This is a genomic window from uncultured Turicibacter sp. (genome assembly GCF_938044715.1).
In the GTDB taxonomy this organism is placed as follows: Bacteria; Bacillota_I; Bacilli_A; order MOL361; family Turicibacteraceae; genus Turicibacter; species Turicibacter sanguinis.
The window spans coordinates 20198-45802 of the sequence record NZ_CALIOS010000068.1 but is presented as its reverse complement, the minus strand read 5'-3'; the positions used below and the strand labels follow the sequence as shown (position 1 = coordinate 45802).

Here is a 25605-nt window from a genome sequence, read left to right as displayed (position 1 = left end):
ATAGATACACACTATAATTAGGAACCATCAGCTTAAAAATAGGTGTTTTGATGAGTTCAAAATTAATGTTTTATTTTAATAGAAAGATGGGATTGAAAAATATGTGTACAGGACTTAGCTTAGTTACAAAAGATAATAAGCATTTATTTGGACGAAATTTAGATGTACCCGCTACATATGGACAAGCTGTTCATATTGTTCCAAGAAATTATGATTGGTTCAATATTGTGAGTGATGAAACATATACGTCAAAGTATGCTTGTATTGGGATGGGAATTGTTGTGGATCGTCTTCCCCTTCTTTTTGATGCAGTTAATGAAAAAGGATTAGCAGGTGCCGGGTTAAATTTTACGCATTTTGCTAAGTTTAACGAAAAAGCTGTTGATGGAAAAACGAATATTTCAGGTTCAACTTTCTTATACTGGGCATTAAGTAATTTCTCAAATTTAGATGAATTAAAAGAAGCCTTAAAACAGTTAATTATTACGAATATTCCAGTTAAAGAAGGGCTTCCTGTTGCAGGACTTCACTGGATGTTTACAGATTTAAGTGGAAAAAGTATTGTCATTGAGTACATGGAAGATGGAATGCACGTATACGACAATCCAGTAGGAGCCTTAACAAATGATCCAACTTTCCCTTGGCATTTAACAAATCTATGCCAATATGTAACATTAGATACAAAAACTCCAGCACCAAAACAATTTGGAGAATATGTTGCTAAACCATTTGGTCATGGGCTTAATATGTGTGGAATCCCAGGAGATGCTTCTCCAGCTGCACGATTTGTTCGAACAGTCTATTTCCGTGATACAGTTGTCGAAGCAGATGATGAAGTCAGTGGTGTTTCAGCATTCTTCCAAGTGCTAACAGGTGTTACCGTCATAAAAGGAAGCGAAATTGATCAAAATGGAGATATGAATTACACCGTCTATAAATCTTGTATGTGCCAAGAATCAGGAACATACTACTACACAGATTATAAAAACCGTCGTATTAGTGCCGTTTGCTTATCAAAAGCCGACCTAGATGGAAAAGAAATCATCAGTTTTGAATATCAAGGTAAACAAGATATTTTATTCCAAAACTAAATCAGATAAATAAAAAAAATCATCTCATATTCTAGTTCATATGAGATGATTTTTTTTATTCATAAGGATTATAGGCGAAAAAATTAAAAAGATAATAGAGTTAATCTTCTGAGCTTTACTTTAATCTCCAAAAGATTTTTTATTTAATGTGCTATAATATCTCAATATTAGATGCTTAGCAGTGGGAGGGGAAAAATAGAGTGAAGAAAGTGAATTATCACACGCATACGAAAAGGTGCAAGCATGCGGGGGGAAGTGACGAGGAATATATAGAAAGTGCCATTAAATCTGGTTTTCAAGAATTAGGATTCGCAGATCACACACCATGGCCATTTGATTCAAGCTACACATCAAGTATGCGAATGGATATAGAACAACTTGATGATTATGTGAATCATCTGCAAATCTTAAAACAAAAATATGTCAATCAAATTAGTATCAAAATTGGGTTAGAGTGTGAATATTTTGAGGAATATATTCCATGGCTTAGGCATATAATTGAGGAATATAAAGTCGATTATGTGATTTTTGGTAATCATTTTTCATCGAACGAACAGAAGAATGTCGGATATGGAAAAATGAAAACTGATGAAACAGCATTAGAGCTGTATTTAGACACCGCGATTAAAGCTATTGAATTGAAACTCTTTGCTTACTTTGCACATCCTGATATCTTCATCAGAGGCTATGGAAAATTTGATGACGTTTGCGAACGGATTTCACGTCAGATTTGTGAGAAAGCGAAAGAATATGACTTAATTTTAGAATTTAATATTTCAAATTACATCTGTGAACCTGATTCAAAACATTATTTATATCCATGTCTTGATTTCTGGAAAATTGTAAGTGAGCTTGGATGTCGATGTATTATAGGGTACGATGCGCATCAACCACAGGTGTTAGAGCAACAGAATGGTTACTTGAAAGCGATAGCCGAACTTGAAAAAATAGGCATTGAAATCGTAGATGTTATCCCATTTTTGAATCATCTATGACTCTGAAAAGAAGTTATTTCCACAAAACAGTAAGCGCTTTAAAAGTAAGGGTATAAGATGTATAATAAAGATATAGAGTTTCGACGTATTTCAACAACTGGGGAGGGGATTATATGAATACTCAGATGATGATTGAGATTGTTATTCGCACTATTTTATCAATGATCATTGGTGGTTTGATTGGGTGGGAGCGTGAAAGTACGCATCGGCCAGCTGGACTGCGCACCCATATGTTAGTTGCTGTTGGAGCCTGTGTGATTATGCAACTTGGAATATTTACGGCAACACAGTATGGAAACTTAGATCCAACTCGCCTTGGCGCACAAGTTATTTCTGGGATTGGATTTCTAGGTGCCGGTACGATTATGAAAGAGGGAGCTTCAGTCAAAGGATTAACAACGGCTGCTAGTCTTTGGGCGGTAGCATGTTTAGGTCTTGCTGTTGGATGTGGAGCCTACTTTATTGCAATTGTTGGATTTGTTGCGATTATCTTGACGTTAACGGTATTCGAACGGGCTTCAAACTACGTTCCGGATGGAAAATATACGCGATTAACCATTAGTATTCGTTGTGAAGATATCTCGCAAACATTAGTACATCTTAATGAAATTGCCGAAAAGCATCAAGCTCAAATTCTAGAGCTACAATTAAAAGTAATCGAAGAACATAACAATAAAATTACGTTTAAACTAGCGACCAATAAATCACGTCGTCGATTAGATTCAACAGAGTTAATGGGGAATATTTCACAGTACTCAGGAATCAACACCGTTAAAATGACGGAGTGTTAAAAACGTGATATAATGAAACACTGAAAAGCTATGGAATTTATTCCGTAGCTTTTTATATGAGGTAAAAAGGAGTATGAGAGCATGAATATGGATCATATTTTAAATGCAAATTTATTTAAAGTTTGGTCAAAATTTGTTATGGCATCAGTCATTGGTGTCGTATTAAACACGATTTATACGATTATTGATGGAATGTTTGTTGGTCAAGGGGTTGGAGAAATAGGACTTGCGGCAGTCAACATTGTTTGGCCTGCCATTACATTAATTATCGGAACAGGATTAATGCTTGGAATTGGGGCTAGTAGTTTAATCGCTATTTCACTCGGTAAAAAAGATATCGAAGAAGCTGAAAAGTATCTGGGAACAACGATGGTGGCTTCAATAGCAATCGGTGCTTTGATTACAATCGTCGGTTTATTATTTAGAAATCCGATCTTAAGAATGCTTGGGGCAGATGAAATGGTGATGCCATATGCACAAGATTATTTCTCCATTTTTTACTGTATTACCATTCCTTATATTTTTTCTACAGCGCTTAACCCTATTGTACGAACAGATGGAAACCCAAAACTTGCGATGATGATGGTTGGGATTGGAGCAATTGCAAATATTATTTTAGACTATTTACTCGTAATAGTTTTTGATTTTGGAATTAAAGGGGCAGCAATTGCTACAAGTGCGAGTATTGTTCTAAGTACTTTGATTTCACTTTATTATTTTTTAAAAGGCAACTCAACCATTAAGATTAGGAAGCTCTATTTAAAACTTGATGGAAAAATTTTAAAAGAAATTGTGAAAATTGGATTTGTTAGTTTCATGATTCAGCTCTCGTATGGAACCATTATTTTTGTTCAAAACAATGTCATGTATGCTTATGGAAGTAACATCGATGTAGCTATTTACACTGTTGCATCGTATGTGAATTGTTTCTTCGTAAATGTCTGTACAGGAATTTCACAAGGTCTTCAACCCTTAATTGGATATCATTTTGGAGCGAATAAATGGACTCGTATGAAGCAATTTTTATATTTAAGTATTGTGATAAGCGTGGTAGCAGGTATTCTTGTTTTCATTGGAATTTATAGTTACGGTCGAGAACTCGTATCCATTTTTGGAATTTCATCTGAAAATTTAGAGTATGGTTATCAAAGTATTTTAATGTATTGTTTGGGTAGCCCCATTATTGGAATTATTTTTACGATGAGTGGTTATTATCAAGCCATCGGTAAAAATATTCAGGCCAATATTTTGTCGGTTAGTCGAGGGCTTATTTTTCAATTTATTTTAACACTAGCATTACCACCACTTATTGGCGTATCAGGTGTCTTTTTATCCTTACCGATAGCCGAAATTTTGACACTGATGATTTTAGTGTTCATGAATGGTAAAAGAGTCATGAGGTTAAAATTTTCCTATTAGCATTATTTCGTCAAATTTAAAAATAGCGATAAGTTTTTCATACTGTGAAACTTTTTAACAGATTTCATTAGTAAATTATGTTAGAGATAAAAGGAATCATCTTGAAAAATCGAACTAGACTGTCTCTTGTTAGAGATGGTCTTTTTTCATAGAGCAATAAAGGAGAAGAATCCATATGATATATTAAGCTTACTATTTTGGAGGGGGAAACATGGCAATAAAAATGAGAAAAGTTGCAATTATAGGAACAGGATTAGTCGGATCAAGTTGTGGATATGCTTTAATTAATCAAGGAGTATGTGACGAGATACTATTAATTGATATCAATCAAGAAAGAGCAACGGGTGAAATGATAGATTTACTTAATAGTGTTTCATTTATGTCATCTCGTACAAAAGTAAAAGTTGCAAGTTATAAAGAACTTCATGATGTAGATATCATTGTGTTCACTGCAGGAGCCGCACCAAAAGGAAATCAAACACGACTAGATACACTAGGAGTCAGTGCCGCTATCTGTGATTCAGTCATTAAAGAAGTCATGGCATCAGGATTTAACGGTTTCTTTGTGGTTGCATCAAATCCCGTAGATATTATTAGTTATCATATTATGAAACTATCAGGTCTTCCTAAGAATCAAGTAATTGGAACTGGAACCTCCATTGATACCATCCGTTTAAAAACGATTCTATCTTCTTACTTAAATGACATCGATCCACGTGATATACACGCCTATGTTTTAGGAGAACATGGAGATTCACAAATGGTACCATGGTCAAATGCAAAAGTAGCGGGAATTCCTTTAACAGAATATATAAAAGAACCACTGGATTTAAATGCGATTGCTTATCAAACGATGCAAGTCGGATGGGAAATTTACAAACGAAAAGGGACCACCTACTACGGTATTGCGGCTGCCGTTGTGAGAATCATTAAAGCTATTTTTAATGATGAACAAATAATCATTCCAACGTCGGCGCTGCTAGAAGGAGAATATGATGAATTTAATATATACACAGGAGTACCAACGATCATCGGAAAAAATGGAGTCGAGTCAGTCCTTGAACTCCCACTTACACCAAACGAATTAAACGCCTTTAAACACTCCAATAATGTGTTAAGAGAATCTATGAAAACGAGAGGGTATTAGAACATTAGAATAAGTAATGAAAGCATTAGCTTCAATTAAAAGACGTGCATGGACACGTCTTTTTTGTATGTCATTGATCTCTTGTTGTATTTGAGTTAGAATTAAGAAAATGAAATTAGTAATTAGGGTGATAGAAGGAGTACTAGGATGAAACAAAGTGAGCCAGTTTTTATTCGCAATACAGGTAGTATAAATGTCTTAGATGATTTATTAAAATCTTTAGATCGTTGTAGCGGGTTTTATTTTACAGTTGCATTTATGACATATGGTGGGATTCAACTTTTATTACAAAAGTTTAAAGAATTAGAAGAACGAGGGGTAGAAGGGAAAATTTTAACGTCAACTTATCAAAACTTTTCGGAACCGAAAGCCATTGAAAAGCTTCAAGAGTTTCAGAATATTGAGGTCCGATTATTCGATAAGCAATTAGATGGGGGATTGCATGCGAAGGGGTATCTATTTATTCAAGGAGAGGTGGTTGAGGTTTATATCGGATCTTCAAATTTAACGACGAGTGCTTTAAAAGACAATATTGAATGGAATGTCAAATTAACTAAATCCATTCAAGAACCGTTTGTGAAAGAGGTTTTAAAAGATTACGAACAATTGTGGAATTTAGCTGGTCCATTAACGGATGAGGCGTTACAAGCCTATAAAGAAAGTTATAAACGTTATAAATTATTTGAAAAAGAGAATTCAAGGTCATTAGATGATGTGATGAAAGATGTCGAAGAATTTATTCCTAATCAAATGCAACAGGCTGCTATGAAGAAATTAGCGTCTTTGCGAAATCGTGGTGAAAAGAAAGCCTTGGTGATTGCGGCAACAGGAACTGGGAAAACCTATATGTCGGCATTTGATGCTAAACAATTTGAACCTAAACGATTATTATTTATTGTTCATCGGGAAGAAATCTTACAGAGCGCAAAAGAGACATTTGAAAAAGTCATCCCAGGGATTAAGGCAGGATTGTATACAGGCAATCAAAAAGATAAAGATGCAGATTACTTATTTTCAACAATTCAAACAATGTCCCGCTACTATAAGGATTATAAAAAGGATGATTTTGATTATATGATCATTGATGAAGCTCATCATGTGGGTGGTGATACATATCAAAGATTACTCGATTATTTTGAACCTAAATTTTTACTTGGAATGACTGCAACCCCTGAACGTTGTGATGAGTTTAATATTTTTGAATGTTTTGATGGTCATGTTGCACTTGAGGTTCGATTGAGAGAGGCGTTAGAAGAAAATCTCATCATTCCATTTCACTATTTTGGGATTCGTGATATTGAGGGAATTGATTTAAGTGATGTCAAGTTAGATCAAATTCAAGAAATTACTAAGCGATTAAAGGTAAATGAACGTGTCGATTTTATTATTGAACAGATGAATTTATTTGGTCAGGATGGAGAATTTAGAAAGGCACTTGGGTTTTGTGTGAGTGTTGAACATGCCGAGTATATGACTGAGAAATTTAATGAAGCGGGAATTGTGAGTGCTTGTTTAACTGGGAAAAATACACCTGAAGAACGTCAGTCTGTTATTAAGCAACTAGAAAGTGATGAAGATCCATTGGAGATGATATTCACTGTGGATATCTTTAATGAAGGAGTTGATATTCCTGCAATTAACTTAGTTTTAATGTTACGTCCAACGCAATCTCCAATTATTTTTATTCAACAGTTAGGACGAGGATTAAGAAAACAAGAAAATAAAGAGTTTTTAACTGTGCTTGATTTCATCGGAAATCATAGTAAGTCTTTCTTAACTGCTATTGCTTTAAATGGTGATCGATTCTATGATAAAGACAGTTTAAAAGTAGCTGTTTCAACCGGATTTAGTGATATTCCTGGGGAAAGTTTTATTATCTTAGATACGATTTCAAAAGAACAAATTTTAAGACAGCTTGATACAGAAAACTTCAATTCAATGACTTACCTCAAAGAAATGTATCAAGAATTTAAACGAATGAATCGTGGACAAACCCCGTATATGTTAGTTGATTACTTGAAATATGAAGGAGCACCAGATCCAATTACCTTTATAAAAAAAGAAAAAACGTATCTAAACTTTATTGCGAAGGTGGACAAGGATCCATTCATAGGTTCACTAATCCAGTCCGAAGAATTTATAAAAGTTTTAAAAGAATGGTCAGGGCAGCTTCCATTAAAACGACCATTTGAATTTATTATATTAAAATATTTTTTAACTCATCTTCAAGAAACACATATTGACTTAGAAGTAGCCGAACATGAAATTTTAAAATATGTTGAATCAGTGAATGAAGCCAATGTGAAACATGCTCTAGAGTGTTTGAGTCAAACATACTATGATTCAACTGAAGTGAATCAATATTTGAAATTAGGAGAATACATTGGAGATACTTTTATCATTACTCCTATTTTTAACCAGTTACGGCAAGCTCCACACTTTAAGCCATATTTAGCAGATGTCTTAAATTATGGGTTAATTCGTTATGAAGAAGAGTTTAGCGATACAGATTACGGTATTCCGTACTTTAAGTTGTATGAGTCCTATACGATGAAAGAAGTAGCTAAGTTGGCAACATATGATAAAAAGCATAGTGCTTTTAGAGGACAAGGATTATTAACCTTTGAAAATGAATTTTTCTTATTTGTTGATTTGCATAAGGAAGAAGATATTAAAGAAAGTATTAACTATCAAGATAAATTTATTTCACGTGAAATCTTCCAATGGCAAACTCCAAATGCCACATCTCAAGATTCAGAACGTGGTCAGAAAATTACGAAAAATAAGGATTATGGTGTGAATCTTCATTTATTCATTCGTAAATTTAAATCAATTGATGGAGTTGTACAGCCATACATTTATATTGGAAAAGGAAATACAATTTCAGCTGAAGGTAATAAGCCGATTACGATTCATATGGAATTAGAACATAAAGTACCTCAGTTTTTATATTTAGAATTTAATCATAAAGCATAAAACAAAAGAGTCTAATCACAATCGTGTTTAGACTCTTTTACTTATTTACTCAGAAGCTCAACTGCTGGGATATCAGCAGGAGCCCAGTGGAGAGATTTTAAATCCTGCTTTGGAATCCATTTTAACTCTGCATGCTCACTCGCAGTTGGAATTCCATTAACCAATTTACACATAACAGTTATGAGATTTACAAAAATATGTTCATATTCATGTGTATAATCATTAAAGATATCGAAAGCTTCAATCTCACAATTTAATTCTTCTTTAATTTCTCGAATAACTGCTTCTTGAATGCTTTCTCCTACTTCAATTTTTCCACCTGGAAACTCCCAATAGTTTGGAAGACTCATCTCAGGAGAACGAAGCGCGCATAATACTTCATCTGCTTCACTTAAAATAATTGCGCCTACTACACGTACTGTCTTTTTCATCTTAAATCACCTTTAGTTTTTTAGTAATTATAACATAATTTATTGCTATGAGAATGTTAAATTGATAACAGAAGAACAAGAATAGCCTCTAAAATTCAAACATATAAATAAAGTGTATGGATTTATAGGGAGGGATTATAGTGGGGTAAATATATTATGTAATAAAGGTATCGAATTGACAAAAGGAGAAAGTATTGTTTTAGAGACTTTAAGAAAAATATATAAGGACGTTACTTATAATGTATTCATATATGTTCAAGCCATGATTGGAAATAAACGACCAGATTTTATTATTATGGATGAAAAAAGAGGTGTGTCAATCATCGAAGTGAAAGACTGGTCAGAAGATTATATAGTTGATGTGAATAAAGTTAAAGTCAAACTTGTTGATCGAGAATGTGAAAATCCTATTAAACAAATTAAAGGGTATAAAAATCTTCTTAGTAGTGCTTTATTTACAAGAGATGTAGATCCTATAGATGAAGAAGATATAAGTCTTAGAATTATATACACTAACTTGAATCAAACCTCCCAATATAATGAAAACTTAACCTTATTATTTACTTCTCAGGTAGGCTATATATTTAAGAATAACTTAGCCAACTTAAGAGTCTCTCAATTGTTTGACAAAGAGGCATTAGAAACTCCTCTCTTGCTAACAGATTTAAATTCAATAAGGGTTTCATTATATCCAGAAATCGAAATAATTACCTTGGATCAATCCATTATTAGTCGAGAGATAAAGGCATTAGATTTTGACCAAGAAGAGTTTGCTAAAAGAATTCCCCTCGGGCATTATATGGTAACAGGAATTCCCGGAAGTGGAAAAACTGTAATTCTATTATCAAGAGCAGTTTATTTGATTAAGGAGAACCCAGATTGGCGTATTTTGATTTTAACGTATAATAAATCTCTTAGTCATAAACTAAATAGTCAGTTGGAGAGAATAGCCGAAAATTTAAAACAAGATGCGATAAATGATATAAATCTTGAAAATATAGAAATAAGAAATTTTCACTCAGAAGTTAGCCGATTATTAGGGAGAATGAGAAAACCTGAAAATATGGATAATGATGTTTGGTTTAATGATGAATCGGTAAAGTTAGCGAGTGAAAAAGCGTATCCGATTTATGATGCAATTTTGATTGATGAATATCAAGATTTTTATATGAATTGGATTTCTCTTTGTTTAAAATTATGTAAAGAATATACGAATGATACATCTGATAAGATATTTAAAAATATATTTTTAGCGGGTGATCGTTTACAGAGTATTTATAATCGCAATGAAATTAGTTGGAAAAGCATCGGTATTAATATGCAAGGCCGCTCTAAATTTTTAAAGACATCTTATCGAAGTGCCAAACAACATTTGAATCTAGCACTTAACTTTTTGCGAAATGATAAAATTTTAAAAAAAGATGTTGATAAATTTTATGTAGATGAATTAAATAATCAGGAGTTAGACGCCGTTAATAATGGAAGTGTTGAATTTTTAACAGGTAATTTTGCAATGATTGGAGATAAAATAATTGAATTAAAAAAACAAGGATATAAAAACGAAGATTTTTTAATTCTTTGTCCAAGTAAAAACTGTTGTGACAGTGTAAAACAAAAAAGTTCGAGTTCAATCAAGTATGAAATGGAATACATAAAAGATTTAACAGATGAGACAAAGAATATTATTTTAACAACCTATCATTCATCAAAAGGCTTAGAGGCTAAAGTCGTTTTTTTAACAGAAATTGATAAAATATATGTAAGTAATGATGCAAGTGATCAGATTAAAAGAAAGATTTTATACGTAGGGATGACAAGAGCTTCTGAAAAATTATATATACATAGTACATCATCTGAAAATGGAAAGTACCTAACTGAATTGAAAAAACTATTATAGAATAAATCAGCCCTGCAGTAGAATTATAAGGTTAATTAGATAATTTAGTATAACACATTATAAAACTAAACTGTTTGGAATTAATATTAAATTAAAAGTTGATATAAATAAAATGAATACATATAAAAAGTGCACTTCAGGAAAGTGCACTTTTTATATGTATTCAGTGGCTAATATTTATTTTATATAAAATTATAAAACAAAAATTAGTACAAATGTACTATTTTTTGTTGACTTGTTAAATTTTGAGTGTTAATCTATTATGGCAAAGATGATTTGTGAAAAATATATTTTTGATTCAAATATTGGAATTCATTTCAATATTTAGGAGAGTTTTTGGAGGAGAAGAAGTATGAAAAAGTTAGCTAGTTTATTAGCTGTATTCGGGTTAACGTTATCATTAGGTGCGTGTTCTAATGAAACAGCTCAACCTGAAGAAACATCTACACCTGAAGTATCTGAAACAACTGAGACTCCTGAAGTTGAAGCAGAAACAGCAGCTTCTGAAGGAAATAAAGAAATCGTTGATGGATATACATCAGCATCAACAACAAAAACAACATTAACTGGAGATGCTTTAACAGAAGCAACGACTGGCTTAGTGGCTGTATCATCAGACTTAGCATCATTAGCAACGACCCAAGAGGAGGGGTATATAGCTCCTGAATCAGCAGCTCATGTTCAAATTTTATCAGTTAATCCTACGGGAACAGTTGGATTCTCAACAATCGCAGCTTGGCAATATCAACAACATGAAGATGGAGTTGATCAAGTTGTGGTCCAATTAACTGATGGACAAAATGCTCGTAACTTAGCTGAAATTGGAAAACGTGGATCAATTATCGTTCACAATGGTTTATATTACATCTTACATTTAGAAACAGTAGCAGTTGAAGTATTAGAATACACAGAAGAAAACTTCAATAATGGATTATTCAACTATGCTTACACTGGAGCTGCTCACCAAGCATCTCAATACAACATTACATTCAATGTATTAGCAGTGGAAAGCACACCGGTTGCATTATTAGATTAATTTAAAAGTATGTCATGATTTACCCCCTTAAAAAATGATATAGATAGCTAGTGGCTTCAGTCACTAGTTTTTTAATGCCTATGATTACTTAGACTGCTTGATAAACTTTAATGTTTTAAAAGTCATGTAATTTTGTGCAATAAATTATCTAAAATAGCTCATTGTATTTCACGTCATTTCCATTGAAAACAAAATCAAATTTTGTTAACATTAGCATTAACAAAAGGAGAGATGGGATATGGATAAAAAGCGTCAGATACTTATCACAGCAAGAGCATTATTTAACGAGAAAGGATATCATCAAGTTAAAATGCGTGACATCTCAAATGAACTAGGAATTAGCGTTGGAAATCTAACGTATCACTATAAAAAGAAGCAAGATATTATTCAGGCCATCCACCAGGAAGTTTATGAAACATTAAATGAGGAACATGCAGTCGAAACATTATCCGATTTAATGAACTTACTTCGTCATATGATTCGTACTCTGTTTAATGAGAAATATTACTTTAATGATCGAACAATTGGAGATGAACTTCCTGAATTTATTGAAGAACAGGGACGTCGTTCTATTGATGTAAAACAAAACGTGATAGATGGAATGAAAAAACTTCGAGAAAATGGTCTACTTAACGTGGATGATGAAAGTATAGAAGTTGTCATTCAATTCATTTTATTAAGTCACATTGGGTGGATTTTAGATATTAAAGAATTAACAGAAGAAATAGAAGATGCCTATATCAATCAGCATCTCATCTTATTAAAACCTTACTTAACAGAAGCAGGGTTAAAAGAATATGAACAATTAAAAAAGCGATGAGAGAAGAAACTCATCGCTTTTTAGCTTTAAAATTAGATGTAACATTAGATTTTGATTTAAATTTAGATGTGCCCTTAGATTTAGCCTTATTTTTAGACTGAGCTTTTAATTGAGCCAACTCTTTCTCTCTTTGCTTTTTTCGTTTAGTAGCTTCAGGATTTTTATCAATCATCGTAAATAAATTAGTACCCGAATCACAATCAGGACATTTATCAGGGGCTTTGATTCCTTTGTGGATATACCCACAGACTTCACATACAAATTCTTTCATTATATAACCTCCAAGTTTAAATTCTAACTCTTAGTATATGCATAAGTCCATAGAAGTTTTTCATCGTCAAAAAAATTATACTTTAGTGGTGTTAGAATTCTTTTCAATGATTTTTCTATTTAAAGTCCATTTTCTTCTAAAGAGGTCACCTACCTATACTAAAAGATTTTTAATTCATAAGATGTATTGTCGGCAAGATAATTGAAGTTATCGCGTCGGCATCTTAGTACAAAAAAGGAGTGTCTTTATGAATTATTATCAAGCAAATGCACACAGAGGAAACGGATATTATAGAAGTGGGCGACGTACTAGTACTACATCAGGATCAAGCCGTTCACAAAGCTCAAGATCAAGCCGTTCACAAAGCTCACAATCAAGCCGTTCACAAAGTTCAAGATTTAGTCGTTCTCAAAGTTCACAATCAAGCCGCTCTCAAAGCTCAATGAGCAGTCGTTCTCAAAGTTTTCAATCAGGCCACTCTCTAAGTTCAATGAGCAGTGGTTCACAAAGTTGGTCTAGATTTAGTCGCTCACAAAGCTCACAATCAAACCGTTCTCAAAATTCAAGAAGCCGTTCAAATAGCTCACGTAGTCAGTCACAAAGTTGGTCTAGATTTTAATTGTTAAATCTGACGCCGTGAGATTATGGATAAACATTTTAAAAAAAATCAGTCTATTAACGGATATAAAGTGACAAAAAGACTAGGTGAAGGTCGATATGGGATTGCTTATTTGGCAACAAATGAGCAATCTCAAAAAGTTGTAATTAAACAATTAAAAAAAGATATGCTTAAGGAAACGAGAAAAAAACTGTTTTATGAAGAAAAGATATTAAAAAGTTTAGATCATCCAGCTATTCCGAAATTTATTGGAAAATTTAAAGAGGGGTCAACTGAAGGATATATTCTTGAATATATTGAAGGAAAAACATTTGATCAACTCATAAGACGAAATGAAGAAGTTTTTACCAAAGATGAAATCTATCATATTGCGGATCAATTACTTGATATTTTGCAACCACTTCATGAACAAAATATTGTGCATCGCGATATTAGGTTACCTAATGTTATTGTCAAAGACAATAAAGAGTTAGCGCTTATTGATTTTGGGCTTGCAAGATATGTAGATGATCAGCGCTATGTTAAAGCCGTTGATTACTGGTATCTAGCTGATTTCCTTCTTCATCTTTACTACACGACATATAATGGACTTGAAACATTGGAAAGACCATGGTATGACGAGCTTGATTTATATGATGAAGAAGAAAAGTTTCTTAAAAAACTATTAGGTATTTCAAAAGATAGGGCAAAGTATCATAGTATCGATGAGATTAGACAGGATTTAAATAAAGTAAAACAGATTCATCAACGAAAAAAAAAGGAAGAGGAGGGGATTAATGTGATTAGTGAGGTTGAGATACAAAAAATTCATCTTAAAAGTTTTAGAGCGAATATTTATAATCTAGAGCCATTTAGGGTAATTGGTTTAATTGATGTTGATGTGAAATACAGTTATGGAATAGAGCGAGTAACGTTGGCTTTTTATCGCTCATCAGGAACGAATAATGGTAAGATTAAAGGACTTTGGTATCCGATTGTCGGAATTAAACTTGAAACTGGACCGTTTACTGAGTTTACAGATTATTTAAACCATGCTTTGACGATGTCGACAAGACGAGGATATGGTAAAAAAGGCTGGTTAGCAAAATCAGTGTTTTTTACAGATAGCTATGTTCCCAAATCACGATTCCGTGGATTTTCTAACGGACCACATTATGAACCTCTTTTTGAAATCGGAAAAACATTAATGAATCTTTATGATGAGGATAGTTATTATGAAATGCACGAACTAGATGCAAAAACATTAGACGATCTTGTAATAGAAGACAGAATACTACCTGGTAATAAACATACTCAAAGAGAAAACTATAATCGATTAATGGCCGATATCATTAATGGGGTTAAATAGCGTAACCTTAAGTCAATCTAGCTGTAAGTTGTTTGAATACTTGTTCAAATGACTTACAGTTTTTTGTTTTTTATCCTAATTTCGTATAAAATATCCAAGTATGGTACAAAATTTAATTAAATTTAAAAATTTTACATGAAATTTTTTAAATATCATGGTAGAATATTTAAGTTGAAAATATTCATCACACATATGGAGTAAGTGGTCAAGTGCTATGTAGATAGTGGTCATTTACAATGAAGTATGTGGTAGTAAAACAAAATTATAATTAGGAGGAAATAATTATGGCAATTATTTCAATGAAACAATTATTAGAAGCTGGGGTACACTTCGGACACCAAACTCGTCGTTGGAACCCAAAAATGAAACAATACATCTTCACAAGCCGTAACGGAATCTACATCATCGACTTACAAAAATCATCTAAAAAAATCGATGAAGCTTATGCAGCAATGCAAGAAGTAACTAAAGATGGTGGAAAAGTAGTATTCGTTGGGACTAAAAAACAAGCTCAAGAAGCTATCAAAGAAGAAGCTATCCGTGGTGGACAATACTGGGTTAACCAACGTTGGTTAGGTGGAACTTTAACTAACTTCAAAACTATCCAATCTCGTATTGCACGTTTAGAGCAATTAGAAGCTATGGAACAAGACGGTACTTTCGAAGTATTACCTAAAAAAGAGGTAATCAACTTACGTAAAGAAATGGAACGTTTAAATAAATTCTTAGGCGGAATCCGCGAAATGAAAGAATTACCAGCTGCAATGTTCGTAGTTGACCCACGTAGCGAGCGCATCGCAATCGCTGAAGCACGTAAATTAAACATCCCTGTATTCGGTATCGTAGATACTAACTGTGATCCAGATGATGTTGATTACGTAATTCCTGCAAACGATGATGCAATCCGCGCTGTACGTTTAATCGTTGGTAAAATGGTTGACGGAATCATCGAAGCTAACCAAGGTGCTGCTGAAGAAGTAGTAACTGAAGAAGTAGCTGTTGAAGCTGCTGCTGAGTAATTTTTACTCTTAAAAACACTTATCTCGTAAGAGATAGGTGTTTTTTTTTAGTATTGACATAAATTGTAAGCGGTGTTATAGTGATTTTAATCTACTAAGATGGAAACAAAAAGGGGGAATAATAATGAATTTTATAAAAGGAATGGATGTTTCAATGCTTCAAGAACTTGAATCAGAGGGAGCAAAATACTATTTAGACGGACAAGAAATGGATATCTTTGACTTATTTAAGCAAAAAGGAATTAACTCTATTCGATTGAGACTTTGGAATTATCCTTATGATGAAACAGGGGCACCTTATGGTGGGGGAACGAATGACTTAGAAACAACAATCAATCTAGCTAAACGTTTAACTGAAAGTGGATTAGATTTTATTTTAGATTTTCACTATAGTGATTTTTGGGCAGATCCTAAAAAACAAGTGAAACCTAAAGCGTGGACTGATTTGACTGGCCGAGATTTAGAAAACGCCGTGCATGATTATACGCTAGAGACACTTAAAACATTAAAACAAAATGGTATTCAACCGACATGTGTGCAAGTTGGAAATGAAATTACGTACGGATTTTTATGGGGAGACGGGCATATTTCTAATTTAGAAGGAATGACATCCCTACTTCAAGCAGGGATTTCGGCCGTTAGAGAATTCGATTCAACAATCAAAATTATGCTTCATTTAGATTATGGAACGGATAATAGACTATATCGAGAATGGTTTAGCAGTGTTAAAAAGTATGAACTCGACTTCGATTTAATTGGCATGTCGTATTATCCTTATTGGAATGGCAGTCTTGAAGTATTGTTAGCTAATATGAACGATATTAGCCAAAGATTTGATAAAGATATTGTCATTGCAGAAACAGCTTTTTGTTATACAACGGACTCACTTGGATGTAATGGGATGATTGTTGATGAAGAGCTTGCCAAAAATGTTCCTTATGAACCAACCAAAGAAGGACAAAAGGAATACTTAGAAGCCTTACTTAATATCATTAAAAGTGTCAGAGATAATCGTGGGGTTGGTCTTATTTACTGGGAACCATCATGGTTGCCAATTCCTCATGTTGCCTGGGCTAAAGAGGCGGGGGCTAAATATGCTAATGATGAAGGTGAGCTAGGAAACTCGTGGGCAAATCAAGCTTTATTTGATGAAAGCGGGAATGCTAATCCAGCATTAGATATTTTCTTAAATGATTAAAAAAGAATGCACTTGTCAGGATCTAGAAAATTTATAGATTTGGATAAGTGCTTTTTATATGATAAAATATAAAAATTTAAAATTAAGTTCAAGAATTTTCATTGTTTGACTTTAAATACCATAATGTTATAATCAATGTTGGCAAGTGCGGAAAATGTTATTATTTGTCGAGATACTGTATAAATATATTTACTTGAAGATACGTTTTTCTTTATTAAGAAGGATATATCTATTAAATATTGTATTAATTAAGTAAAGGGATGATAGATAATAGGTTTAATTTGGCACTGTCCAATTTTTTATAAAATGGTAGTTAGAGGTGGTTAGCATGTTGTGGTTAATTGATATTTTAAAATCTCGTCCTGAACTAGCTTTGTTCTTAACATTAGCTATTGGGTATGCAGTTGGAAAAATTCAAATTGGCACATTTAAAGTTGGAGCAGTTACGGGAGTTCTAATAACAGGTGTTGTGGTAGGTCAGTTGAATATTGTGATTGATCCAACGATTAAATCGGTATTCTTTCTTTTCTTTTTATTTACGCTTGGTTATAATGCAGGACCACAATTTTTTAAAGGGCTTAAGAAAGAAGGACTATCACAAGTTATTTTTACGTTTCTTGTTTGTGTGATTGGATTGATTTCTACGATTGTTGTCGCAAAATTATTTTCATATCATGCAGGACAAGCTTCAGGGCTCGCGGCAGGGGCATTAACTCAGTCGGCTATTATTGGCGTATCACAAGATGCTATTTTAAATTTACCTGTTGAAGATACAATCAAAACTCAAATGATAAACTTTGTTCCAGTTGGTTACGCTGTAACTTATATATTTGGGACGATTGGAGCTGCTTTTGTATTATCAACTTTTGGCCCTAAAATACTTGGCGTTAACTTAGAAGAAGAAAGTAATAAACTAGACCATGCTTCGCGTGTAGCAATTGAGGATGAGTTACTGAAATCATGTGCAGGTGAAGTTATTTATCGAGTTTATAAGATAGATGAAAAATTTATTGGACAACGTGTAGAGCAGGTTGAAAAACAACTGTCAACTGAACCGATTCGTCTTTTTATTGCACGAATTAAACGTTCAAATCAGATATTAATCCCAACGGCTGATGAGATCATTCAAAAAGAGGATAGAATTGCGATTGTATTTAAAGAAAAAGATTTACCGAATGTTTATTTTGCTGAAATTGGAACAGAAGTTATGGATTATCAGTTAACTAGATTGGAAACAGAATCTGTGGCTATTTATTTGAAGAATGTAGAATTAAATGGGAAAACCGTTAAGCATATTGATAACGATGTCTTAACGCGCCATGTTTTTATTTCAAAAATTCAACGTGCTGGGGAAGAAATAGCATATGATGATCATACCATCATACAAAAGCATGATGTGATAACTTTAACGGGACCTAAAAATGAAGTAGAAGCGATGAGTTCTGTTATTGGAAAAGTTGCTCGTAAAACAGATGAAACAGATATGATTTTCGTTGCACTAGGTATTTTGTTAGGTTCTTTAATTGGAATTCCAACTTTAATGCTTGGAAAGATTGGCATTAGCTTATCAACAAGCGGTGGCGCTTTAATCATGGGATTAATTTTTGGATTTTTACATTCACGTCGACCGACTGTTGGTAACATCCCTAAAGGAACAGCATGGTTTTTAAGTAATGTTGGTTTAGCGGTATTTGTTGCTATTGTAGGAATTAGTGCGGGTCCTGGATTTATATCGGGATTACGTGAATCAGGAATGAGTTTTCTATTAGCAGGAGTTATCGTGACACTCATTCCAACATTCTCAGGTATTCTTCTAGGAAAGTATGTATTCAAATTTTCAGCTCCGGTTACATTAGGAGCTACAGCTGGGGCTTTAACAGTAACAGCAGCTCTTGGGGCTGTTTGTGAGAAAGCGAAGAGCAACGCTCCTGTTCTTGGATATACAATCCCGTATGCTGTTGGTAATATTTTATTAACGATTTGGGGATCTTTAATTATTCTCTTTTTCTCATAAATTATATAAGTCCAGATAAGTTTTTTACATTTGGAAAACTTTTATTTTCTCTAGTAAGTGAGGATGGCGATGATATGCCTCCTGAAGATAGGATATATTCGTACCAAAAAAATTTGGCAATCGAGACTCATGTTTAATAGGTAGAAATAAGTATTAAAAAACTTCTCACTTTTTGAGAAGTTTTTTTTGTTATGATTCTTTATTGTTTTAATAAACAATATTTGGTAGAGTATTTCTATATATAAGCCAAATTAGGAGGAAAAACTGAATGGAAGTTTTGGGAATTATTATCGTCTTAATTGAGGGAATTTTATCATTCTTTTCACCTTGCATCATTCCTCTCTTACCGATTTACTTAGGAATATTATCAACAAGTGATAGTGAAGAAAAATTATTTCATAAAAGTGGATTGTTTAAAAATACAATCGCCTTTGTACTAGGCATTTCGACAACATTCATCTTACTAGGACTTTCTTTTCAATCGCTAAGTTCACTTTTAGCAAAATATCAAAACACGATAACTCTCGTGGGGGGAATTATCATCGTTATCATGGGACTCTTTTATATGGGAGTGCTAAAAATTCCATTTTTAAATCAAGAAAAAAGAATGCACATTCAAACAAAACGTATGAACATATTGAGCGCCTATCTGCTCGGATTTACGTTTAGTTTTGGCTGGACACCTTGCATCGGACCAATGCTTGCGTCGGTTTTAATGATGTCAATTACCCAAAGTTTCGTTCTCATTGTGGTTTATACAATGGGATTTATCATTCCGTTTATGATTGTCGCACTATTTTATAATCGATTGTTACATTTCTTAACTTGGATTAAATGTAACATGGACAAGATTAAGCTCGTAGGAGGAGCGGTGTTGATTATTTCAGGAGCAGTCATGATTTGGGGAAGCATGAATGTTTTAAACGCTGAATCGATTGAAAATCAAACCAACACTTCAGAAGAAACCTCAGCTGAAGAAGGAATCAAAGCCATTGATTTTGAGCTAAAAGATCAGTTTGGAAAAATACATCAGTTGAGTGATTACAAGGGAAAAATTGTGTATTTAACTTTCTGGACAACATGGTGTAAAAATTGTGTGGCAGAACTTCCGATTCTAAATCAATTATACGAAGAATATGGATTTAATGAAGATGACGTTGCTATTTTAACGATTGCCTCTCCTAATGTTGGACGAGAAGGTGATGAAGAATATATTAAATCATTTATTGAACAAAATGGATATACACTCCCAGTTTTAATGGATGATGGAGGAATGATTGCGTCATACTATGGAATTCAGGCTATTCCGACAAATTTTGTTATTAAACCTGATGGAACGGTCCTTGGTTATATTCCAGGGCGAGTTGGAGAAGAAACAATTCGTAAATTAATTGAAGAAGTAAAAGAGTAATAAAAAAAGTATGGTCTTATCGTAAAGTGAGATCATACTTTTTTATATTGACGACTTAAAAGTGCCAAGGGATAAGTGTAGCTATTTTGATGCAGTGATGGTGTAAAGATATATAAGTCCAGACAAGTTTTTCACACTTGGAAAACTTGTCTGGGCTATAGTTAAACCTAAGTATCAAAAAGACTCCGGTACTGAGACTCATTTATAATAATGACATACATTTCTGTTTCTATATAGATGAGAAGATGGCTGAAATAATCATACTATTTAAAGGATGTGAACGATTATTAATCTTTATAAGTATATGTTACAGAGACATGACTTAAGAGCTCATTTAATTTCTTATTAAGTTTGAAATCTTTACTATCAATAAAAATCATGGTACTTGCTTGCCATAAAATCACACTAGCAGATGTGTCAATGAGAGTATTAAGAAAGGTTTCGGGATAATAAATCTGAAGATAGTAATTTACAATAAAGAAAATTAAAGCAGTCAATACATAATAAATTAATCGTAAAATTGATAGTCGACGAATTTGATTTTCATAATTTGAAAAAGATTGATAGTAGTTTTGAATTCCTTCTACAGATAAATTTTCTTTTGCACAATCCTTGATAGAATGAGGTAAAAAGATATGCAGATTTAACTCGGGAATCTGTTTTAAATCTCTGTTAAAAAGAGCCTCTTTTAACAATGCGTCAATATTTTCATTGACTGTTCGGATGTTTAAAGGTCGACAATCAATTTCGTTGAAAATCGCATCATAACTCTCTAGCTGGATGGGGACGGTAATAATTTCTTTCATTATAAAAACTCTCCGTATGATAAAAAATGAATAATATTAGGATGGAAATTTTCATTAATTTATTTTATAAGAAAGGGGTTTTAAAAAAAATGAAAGGATGGTAAGATGAAGTTGTATTTGAATTGTGCGAAATGGGACAGGGGATATGTTAAAAAATATATGAATCATGTATTAAAAGAGCGGGGATTTTTGATGCAGGCTTATTTATTTGTTCATTTTAGAGAAAAATCGACACCAGATGGTGAACAAGTCCATTTTGGTTTAAGTAAAGACGGATTTCACTGGGAAGCAGTCAATCAAGGGCGTCCAATTGCATGGGCCTATTATGGAGATAAAGGAGTTCGTGATTTCACGATTGTCCGTTGTCACGATCGCCAAAAATTTTATATTTTTGCTACTGACTTAAGTCTAGCTTATGGAATGCGTAATCAATATCATAACTCATGGTATGAAATTTCGGTTAATGGAAGCAAATATTTCTCAGTTTGGGAATCAGATGATTTAGTAAACTGGTCAGAACAACGCCTTGTTAAAATCGGGGATGATAAGTTTGGATGTATGTGGGCACCAGATCTTATTTTTGATAAAGAAAATGAAGACTACGTTCTTCATTGGTCATCACCTCACCATGATTATCCAAATGGAGAAAAAGGTATTTACTAAAGTCGTACAAAAGATTTTGAACACTTTACCAAACCAGAAGTTCTTTATCGTAAATCGGATAGTGGTGTCATTGATTCAGCGATTTACGAAGAAAATGGGATATACTACATGTTCGTTAAAAGTGAAGAGAATCCTGCTAAAAATATGCTGCTCAAAGCCAATCAAGTGACAGGACCTTACACACGCATTGAAAAGTTTGATGAATGTATGGCAGATCTCGCAACACATGTCTATGAAGCGCCAACAGCAGTTTGTTTAGAGGATGGAAAATGGTGCTTGTTCTTAGATTATTATGGTGTCCGTGGGGCAGGCCAAGGATATGTGCCATTTGTTTCTGATGATATTTCAGAAGGGAAGTTTGAACGTTCAGATGCAAGTTTTAGCTTCCCTTACGGATTCAAACATGGAACCATTTTACCCATTACGCTTGAAGAATACGAACGGATAAAAAATCATAAATGGGAAGCATAGTGAAAAAGAGTGACGTCATGAAAAGAGTGACTTCACTCTTTTTCTTTTTAGGTAAATAATTGGTTTGTAGTAGTCCATAATATAATATATATTCAATTTAATGATTAAATGAGATGATAAAATAATTAAAAAAGATGAAATACTTGTCTCAACTAAACTTGTTTCGTATAATCCAATTATCAGTTAGCTAGTGCTAACTAAATGACATTATGAAGAAATAACAAAGGAGAATCATAAAATGAAGAAAAGTCTTTTATTAATAATGAGTACATTCGCTTTAATGTTTGGTTTAGTAGGATGTTCAAGTTCTGATAAAACAGTTGAAGAAAATACAAATCAAACAGTTGAAACAACAGTTGTAACAGATGTTAAAGGAGAAGTTGAAATTCCAGCAAATCCACAGCGTATCGTTGATTTAAGTGGTGCAAGTGATATCTTAGCTTTAATTGGATATGATGTAATCGGAACAGCAAATAGTGATGGATATGACTATACAAAATTCCCAACTTACTTAGAAGATGTATTAGGAAATGCACAGATTTTAGGTTATAGTATGTTAGCTGAAATGGATGTTGAGGCTATTATTGCTTTAAATCCAGATTTAATTGTCATTTCAACAGTACAAGAGAAAATGTATGATCAATTATCTAAAATTGCACCAGTTGTTATGGTTGAGATGAAACAAGTAGATTGGAAAGAAGATTTCATGCATGTTGCGAAAGTATTTGGAAAAGAAGAAGTTGCAACAGAATGGATTAATGACTATTTAGCAAAAGCAGCAGAAGTTGGAGCACAAATTAAAGCAACATATGGTGAAGATAGCTCATACTTATCATTCTTAGCAAGCGGTGGAAGCTTATTTATCTTTGATCAAGCTGGTTTAGGATCAATTTTATATAATGATATGGGATTAGCAAAACCTGAAGGAATGCCTAAACAAGAAAATATTAGCTTACCAGTTGTCACATTAGAAGGATTAGCAGAAATTAACTCAGATTATATCTTTGCTGTTGGAACAGATGAAGATTTAGCGACATTAACAGCAAGTAGCATCTGGAATAACACAGAAGCAGTGAAAAATGGAAATGTTGTAACATTACCAGCGAGTCCATACTTTAACCAAGGTTATAGCCCAATTGGACGCTTAGTATTTGTTGAAGAAGTACAATCTTTATTAGCGAGTATGCATGAATAAAAAAACATTTATTCTCGTTTTAGGATGTAGCATAGTTGCAATAATCGGGCTAATTGTTGCAATCTGTGCAGGAGCAAAGAGTATTCCTTTGCAAACTGTATGGGATAGTATCTTCCACTATGAAGACGTGTTAGATATGCAATTAGTTAGAGATGTTCGAATACCGAGAGCCATTAGTACCGCCTTTGTAGGCGGTCTTCTTGGTATTACGGGTGCTATGATGCAAGGGGTCACAAGAAATCCTGTTGCCGAACCATCTCTAATGGGAATTACTCAAGGCGCGACATTTGCAATCGCGCTTCTTGGCATGAGTTCCTCTTTATACGGATTACTTGGAAACACACTGGCTGCTTTTGTTGGAGCGATTATCAGTGGATTACTCGTCTTAGCTTTTAGTATGAAAAGTGCTCGAAACATGAATATGTCACGCTTGTTATTAGCGGGAACTGCTCTTAGTACTTTTTTCATTTCAATGGCAACTGTTATTGCTCTGCTTACAAATAAATCACAAAGTTTAGCATTTTGGATAACTGGGGGCTTTCGAGCTGTGACATGGAACAGTGTCATGCTACTGCTTATTGTTGGAGGAATGACTACGATAATCGCCCTGTTTTTAGCACCGAAAATTAACATCGTTAATTTAGGGGAAGATGTCTGTATTGGACTAGGTGAAAATCCTGTTAAAATTCGTATGATCACATTACTTTTAATTATTCCGATGTGTGCAGTATGTGTGGCAGTAGCGGGAAACATCGCATTCGTTGGGTTAATTGTGCCACATATTATTAGAAAACTTTTAGGAACTGATTATCGAGTGATTATGCCGGTTTCTTTTTTAGGTGGGGCAATGCTCGTCATTTGGGCAGATGTTTTAGCGCGACTTGTTAATCAACCGTACGAGACGCCAATTGGATTATTTACGTCTTTAGTAGGAGTTCCATTATTTATTTGGATGGTTAGAAAGGAGAGCTAATTTTGAAAAAACGTTTAATAATTGTCAGTATCATGATTAGTCTTCTTCTAATCGGAATCTTTTTGCTCGCCATTAGTTGGGGAAGTTATAATATTCCACTTCAAGATGTTGTAGCGACCTTATTCGGAAACGGAACTAGACTTCAAAATGCAACGATTTTTGATATTCGTCTACCACGAATTGTTGTAGCGATGGTGGTCGCTGTTTGTTTATCAACAGCAGGATGTATTTTACAAAGTGTCACACGAAATGAACTTGCTGAGCCCGGAATGATTGGAATTAATGCCGGAGCAGCACTTGGAGTGGTGTTGTTAATTTCGTCAGGACGTACGAATTATTATGATGCGATTGGAGACGCGGCATTATTTGTCATGCCAGTTGTAGCCATTATCGGAAGTGTGATTAGTGGAGCCTTAATTTATAGGTTAAGTTATAAAAAAGGCGTCTCACCAACTCGCTTAATTTTAACTGGAATTGGTGTGAACGTTGGAATTAATGCCTTTATCTCATTGTACCAATTAAACATGGCGCAAGGAGATTATAATCAAGTCTTAACATGGACGAGTGGAAGCTTATGGGGAAGCAGTTGGAAATTTTTCTATTTGGTGACTCCATTAGCGATTCTATTTTTAGCTTTAACGATTTGGAAAGTTAAAGTGTTAGAGGTTTTAAATTTAGGAGATGAAATTGCAACAGGTCTTGGTGTTAAAGTAGAAAAAGAACGTAAAATTTTATTTTTCTATGCCATTGCCTTAGCAGGACTAGCAACCTCTGTTGCTGGAAATATTGCCTTTTTAGGATTACTCGGACCTCATATTGCTAAACGCTTAGTAGGTCCAGTACACAGAAGACAAATTCCTGTTTCAGCTTTGATTAGTTGTATCATTATTTTATTTGCAGATTCTATTTCACGAAATGTATTCTCCCCAATTGAAATTCCAGTAGGGATTACCATCTCAATTGTAGGAGTTCCTTATTTCATTTACTTAATGATGAAAGAATAAATTGTGCCGG

The 25605-nt window shown here is 33.6% G+C and carries 22 protein-coding genes; 19 read left to right on the top strand and 3 right to left on the bottom strand.

Annotated features, from left to right (window positions below; genetic code table 11):
* The first annotated feature begins 50 nt into the window (after positions 1-50).
* From bsh to QWC74_RS07495, 6 genes are all read left to right on the top strand, one after another.
* On the top strand, positions 51-1091 hold the full coding sequence (bsh, locus tag QWC74_RS07520) for a choloylglycine hydrolase (RefSeq protein WP_006784170.1): 1041 nt from the start codon (positions 51-53) through the stop codon (positions 1089-1091).
* Positions 1092-1291: 200 nt separating this feature from the next.
* A complete protein-coding gene (locus tag QWC74_RS07515) occupies positions 1292-2086 on the top strand; it encodes a histidinol-phosphatase (RefSeq protein ID WP_006784169.1) in 795 nt (264 codons plus the stop codon).
* Positions 2087-2199: 113 nt separating this feature from the next.
* Complete coding sequence (locus QWC74_RS07510) at positions 2200-2877, top strand: MgtC/SapB family protein (RefSeq protein ID WP_006784168.1); 678 nt, start codon at positions 2200-2202, stop codon at positions 2875-2877.
* Between the two features lie 81 nt (positions 2878-2958).
* On the top strand, positions 2959-4296 hold the full coding sequence (locus QWC74_RS07505) for an MATE family efflux transporter (RefSeq protein ID WP_006784167.1): 1338 nt from the start codon (positions 2959-2961) through the stop codon (positions 4294-4296).
* A 211-nt stretch (positions 4297-4507) separates the two neighbouring features.
* Positions 4508-5443 carry an L-lactate dehydrogenase gene (locus QWC74_RS07500; RefSeq protein ID WP_006784166.1) on the top strand — a complete coding sequence of 312 codons (936 nt, stop codon included), beginning with the start codon at positions 4508-4510 and terminating at the stop codon, positions 5441-5443.
* A 147-nt stretch (positions 5444-5590) separates the two neighbouring features.
* Positions 5591-8419: a DEAD/DEAH box helicase gene (locus tag QWC74_RS07495; protein ID WP_006784165.1), complete on the top strand. Its 2829-nt coding sequence runs from the start codon at positions 5591-5593 to the stop codon at positions 8417-8419.
* A 41-nt stretch (positions 8420-8460) separates the two neighbouring features.
* Here the strand turns inward: QWC74_RS07495 and QWC74_RS07490 are convergent, their stop codons facing one another.
* Positions 8461-8850, bottom strand: coding sequence for a (deoxy)nucleoside triphosphate pyrophosphohydrolase (locus tag QWC74_RS07490; protein WP_006784164.1), 390 nt, complete (start codon positions 8848-8850; stop codon positions 8461-8463).
* A 175-nt stretch (positions 8851-9025) separates the two neighbouring features.
* Here QWC74_RS07490 and QWC74_RS07485 point away from each other — a divergent pair, with 175 nt between their 5' ends.
* From QWC74_RS07485 to QWC74_RS07475, 3 genes are all read left to right on the top strand, one after another.
* Entirely contained in the window at positions 9026-10747 is a 1722-nt protein-coding gene (locus tag QWC74_RS07485) for a UvrD-helicase domain-containing protein (protein WP_155222807.1), read from the top strand.
* Positions 10748-11099: 352 nt separating this feature from the next.
* Entirely contained in the window at positions 11100-11783 is a 684-nt protein-coding gene (locus QWC74_RS07480; RefSeq protein WP_006784801.1) for a hypothetical protein, read from the top strand.
* Positions 11784-12021: 238 nt separating this feature from the next.
* The gene (locus QWC74_RS07475) at positions 12022-12603 is read left to right on the top strand and encodes a TetR/AcrR family transcriptional regulator (protein ID WP_006784800.1); all 582 of its coding nucleotides are present in this window, start codon (positions 12022-12024) and stop codon (positions 12601-12603) included.
* Between the two features lie 10 nt (positions 12604-12613).
* On the opposite strand, the gene QWC74_RS07470 is transcribed toward QWC74_RS07475, so the two are convergent.
* Complete coding sequence (locus tag QWC74_RS07470) at positions 12614-12874, bottom strand: rubredoxin-like domain-containing protein (RefSeq protein ID WP_006784799.1); 261 nt, start codon at positions 12872-12874, stop codon at positions 12614-12616.
* Positions 12875-13518: 644 nt separating this feature from the next.
* Here QWC74_RS07470 and QWC74_RS07465 point away from each other — a divergent pair.
* From QWC74_RS07465 to QWC74_RS07445, 5 genes are all read left to right on the top strand, one after another.
* Positions 13519-14841 carry a protein kinase family protein gene (locus tag QWC74_RS07465; protein ID WP_006784797.1) on the top strand — a complete coding sequence of 441 codons (1323 nt, stop codon included), beginning with the start codon at positions 13519-13521 and terminating at the stop codon, positions 14839-14841.
* A 284-nt stretch (positions 14842-15125) separates the two neighbouring features.
* Positions 15126-15860 carry a 30S ribosomal protein S2 gene (gene rpsB / locus QWC74_RS07460; protein ID WP_006784796.1) on the top strand — a complete coding sequence of 245 codons (735 nt, stop codon included), beginning with the start codon at positions 15126-15128 and terminating at the stop codon, positions 15858-15860.
* A 124-nt stretch (positions 15861-15984) separates the two neighbouring features.
* Entirely contained in the window at positions 15985-17058 is a 1074-nt protein-coding gene (locus tag QWC74_RS07455) for a glycosyl hydrolase 53 family protein (RefSeq protein ID WP_006784795.1), read from the top strand.
* Positions 17059-17386: 328 nt separating this feature from the next.
* Positions 17387-19072, top strand: a complete 1686-nt coding sequence (gene aspT / locus QWC74_RS07450) for an aspartate-alanine antiporter (RefSeq protein WP_006784794.1) — start codon at positions 17387-17389, stop codon at positions 19070-19072.
* A gap of 268 nt (positions 19073-19340) precedes the next feature.
* On the top strand, positions 19341-20483 hold the full coding sequence (locus QWC74_RS07445; protein WP_006784793.1) for a cytochrome c biogenesis protein CcdA: 1143 nt from the start codon (positions 19341-19343) through the stop codon (positions 20481-20483).
* Between the two features lie 287 nt (positions 20484-20770).
* Here the strand turns inward: QWC74_RS07445 and QWC74_RS07440 are convergent, their stop codons facing one another.
* The gene (locus QWC74_RS07440; RefSeq protein ID WP_006784792.1) at positions 20771-21289 is read right to left on the bottom strand and encodes a hypothetical protein; all 519 of its coding nucleotides are present in this window, start codon (positions 21287-21289) and stop codon (positions 20771-20773) included.
* 105 nt (positions 21290-21394) lie between these two features.
* Between QWC74_RS07440 and QWC74_RS07435 the strand changes: the two genes are divergently transcribed.
* The 5 genes from QWC74_RS07435 to QWC74_RS07415 all read left to right on the top strand — a co-directional run bounded on the left by QWC74_RS07435 (position 21395) and on the right by QWC74_RS07415 (position 25595).
* Positions 21395-21952 carry a hypothetical protein gene (locus QWC74_RS07435; protein ID WP_006784791.1) on the top strand — a complete coding sequence of 186 codons (558 nt, stop codon included), beginning with the start codon at positions 21395-21397 and terminating at the stop codon, positions 21950-21952.
* 108 nt (positions 21953-22060) lie between these two features.
* Positions 22061-22423, top strand: a complete 363-nt coding sequence (locus QWC74_RS07430) for a hypothetical protein (RefSeq protein ID WP_006784790.1) — start codon at positions 22061-22063, stop codon at positions 22421-22423.
* A 238-nt stretch (positions 22424-22661) separates the two neighbouring features.
* Positions 22662-23618, top strand: a complete 957-nt coding sequence (locus QWC74_RS07425) for an ABC transporter substrate-binding protein (protein ID WP_006784789.1) — start codon at positions 22662-22664, stop codon at positions 23616-23618.
* Positions 23611-24591 carry an iron ABC transporter permease gene (locus tag QWC74_RS07420; protein ID WP_006784788.1) on the top strand — a complete coding sequence of 327 codons (981 nt, stop codon included), beginning with the start codon at positions 23611-23613 and terminating at the stop codon, positions 24589-24591. The genes QWC74_RS07425 and QWC74_RS07420 overlap by 8 nt, the downstream gene beginning before the upstream one ends.
* Before the next feature lie 2 nt (positions 24592-24593).
* Positions 24594-25595 carry an iron ABC transporter permease gene (locus QWC74_RS07415; protein ID WP_288993969.1) on the top strand — a complete coding sequence of 334 codons (1002 nt, stop codon included), beginning with the start codon at positions 24594-24596 and terminating at the stop codon, positions 25593-25595.
* The last annotated feature ends 10 nt before the right edge of the window (positions 25596-25605 follow it).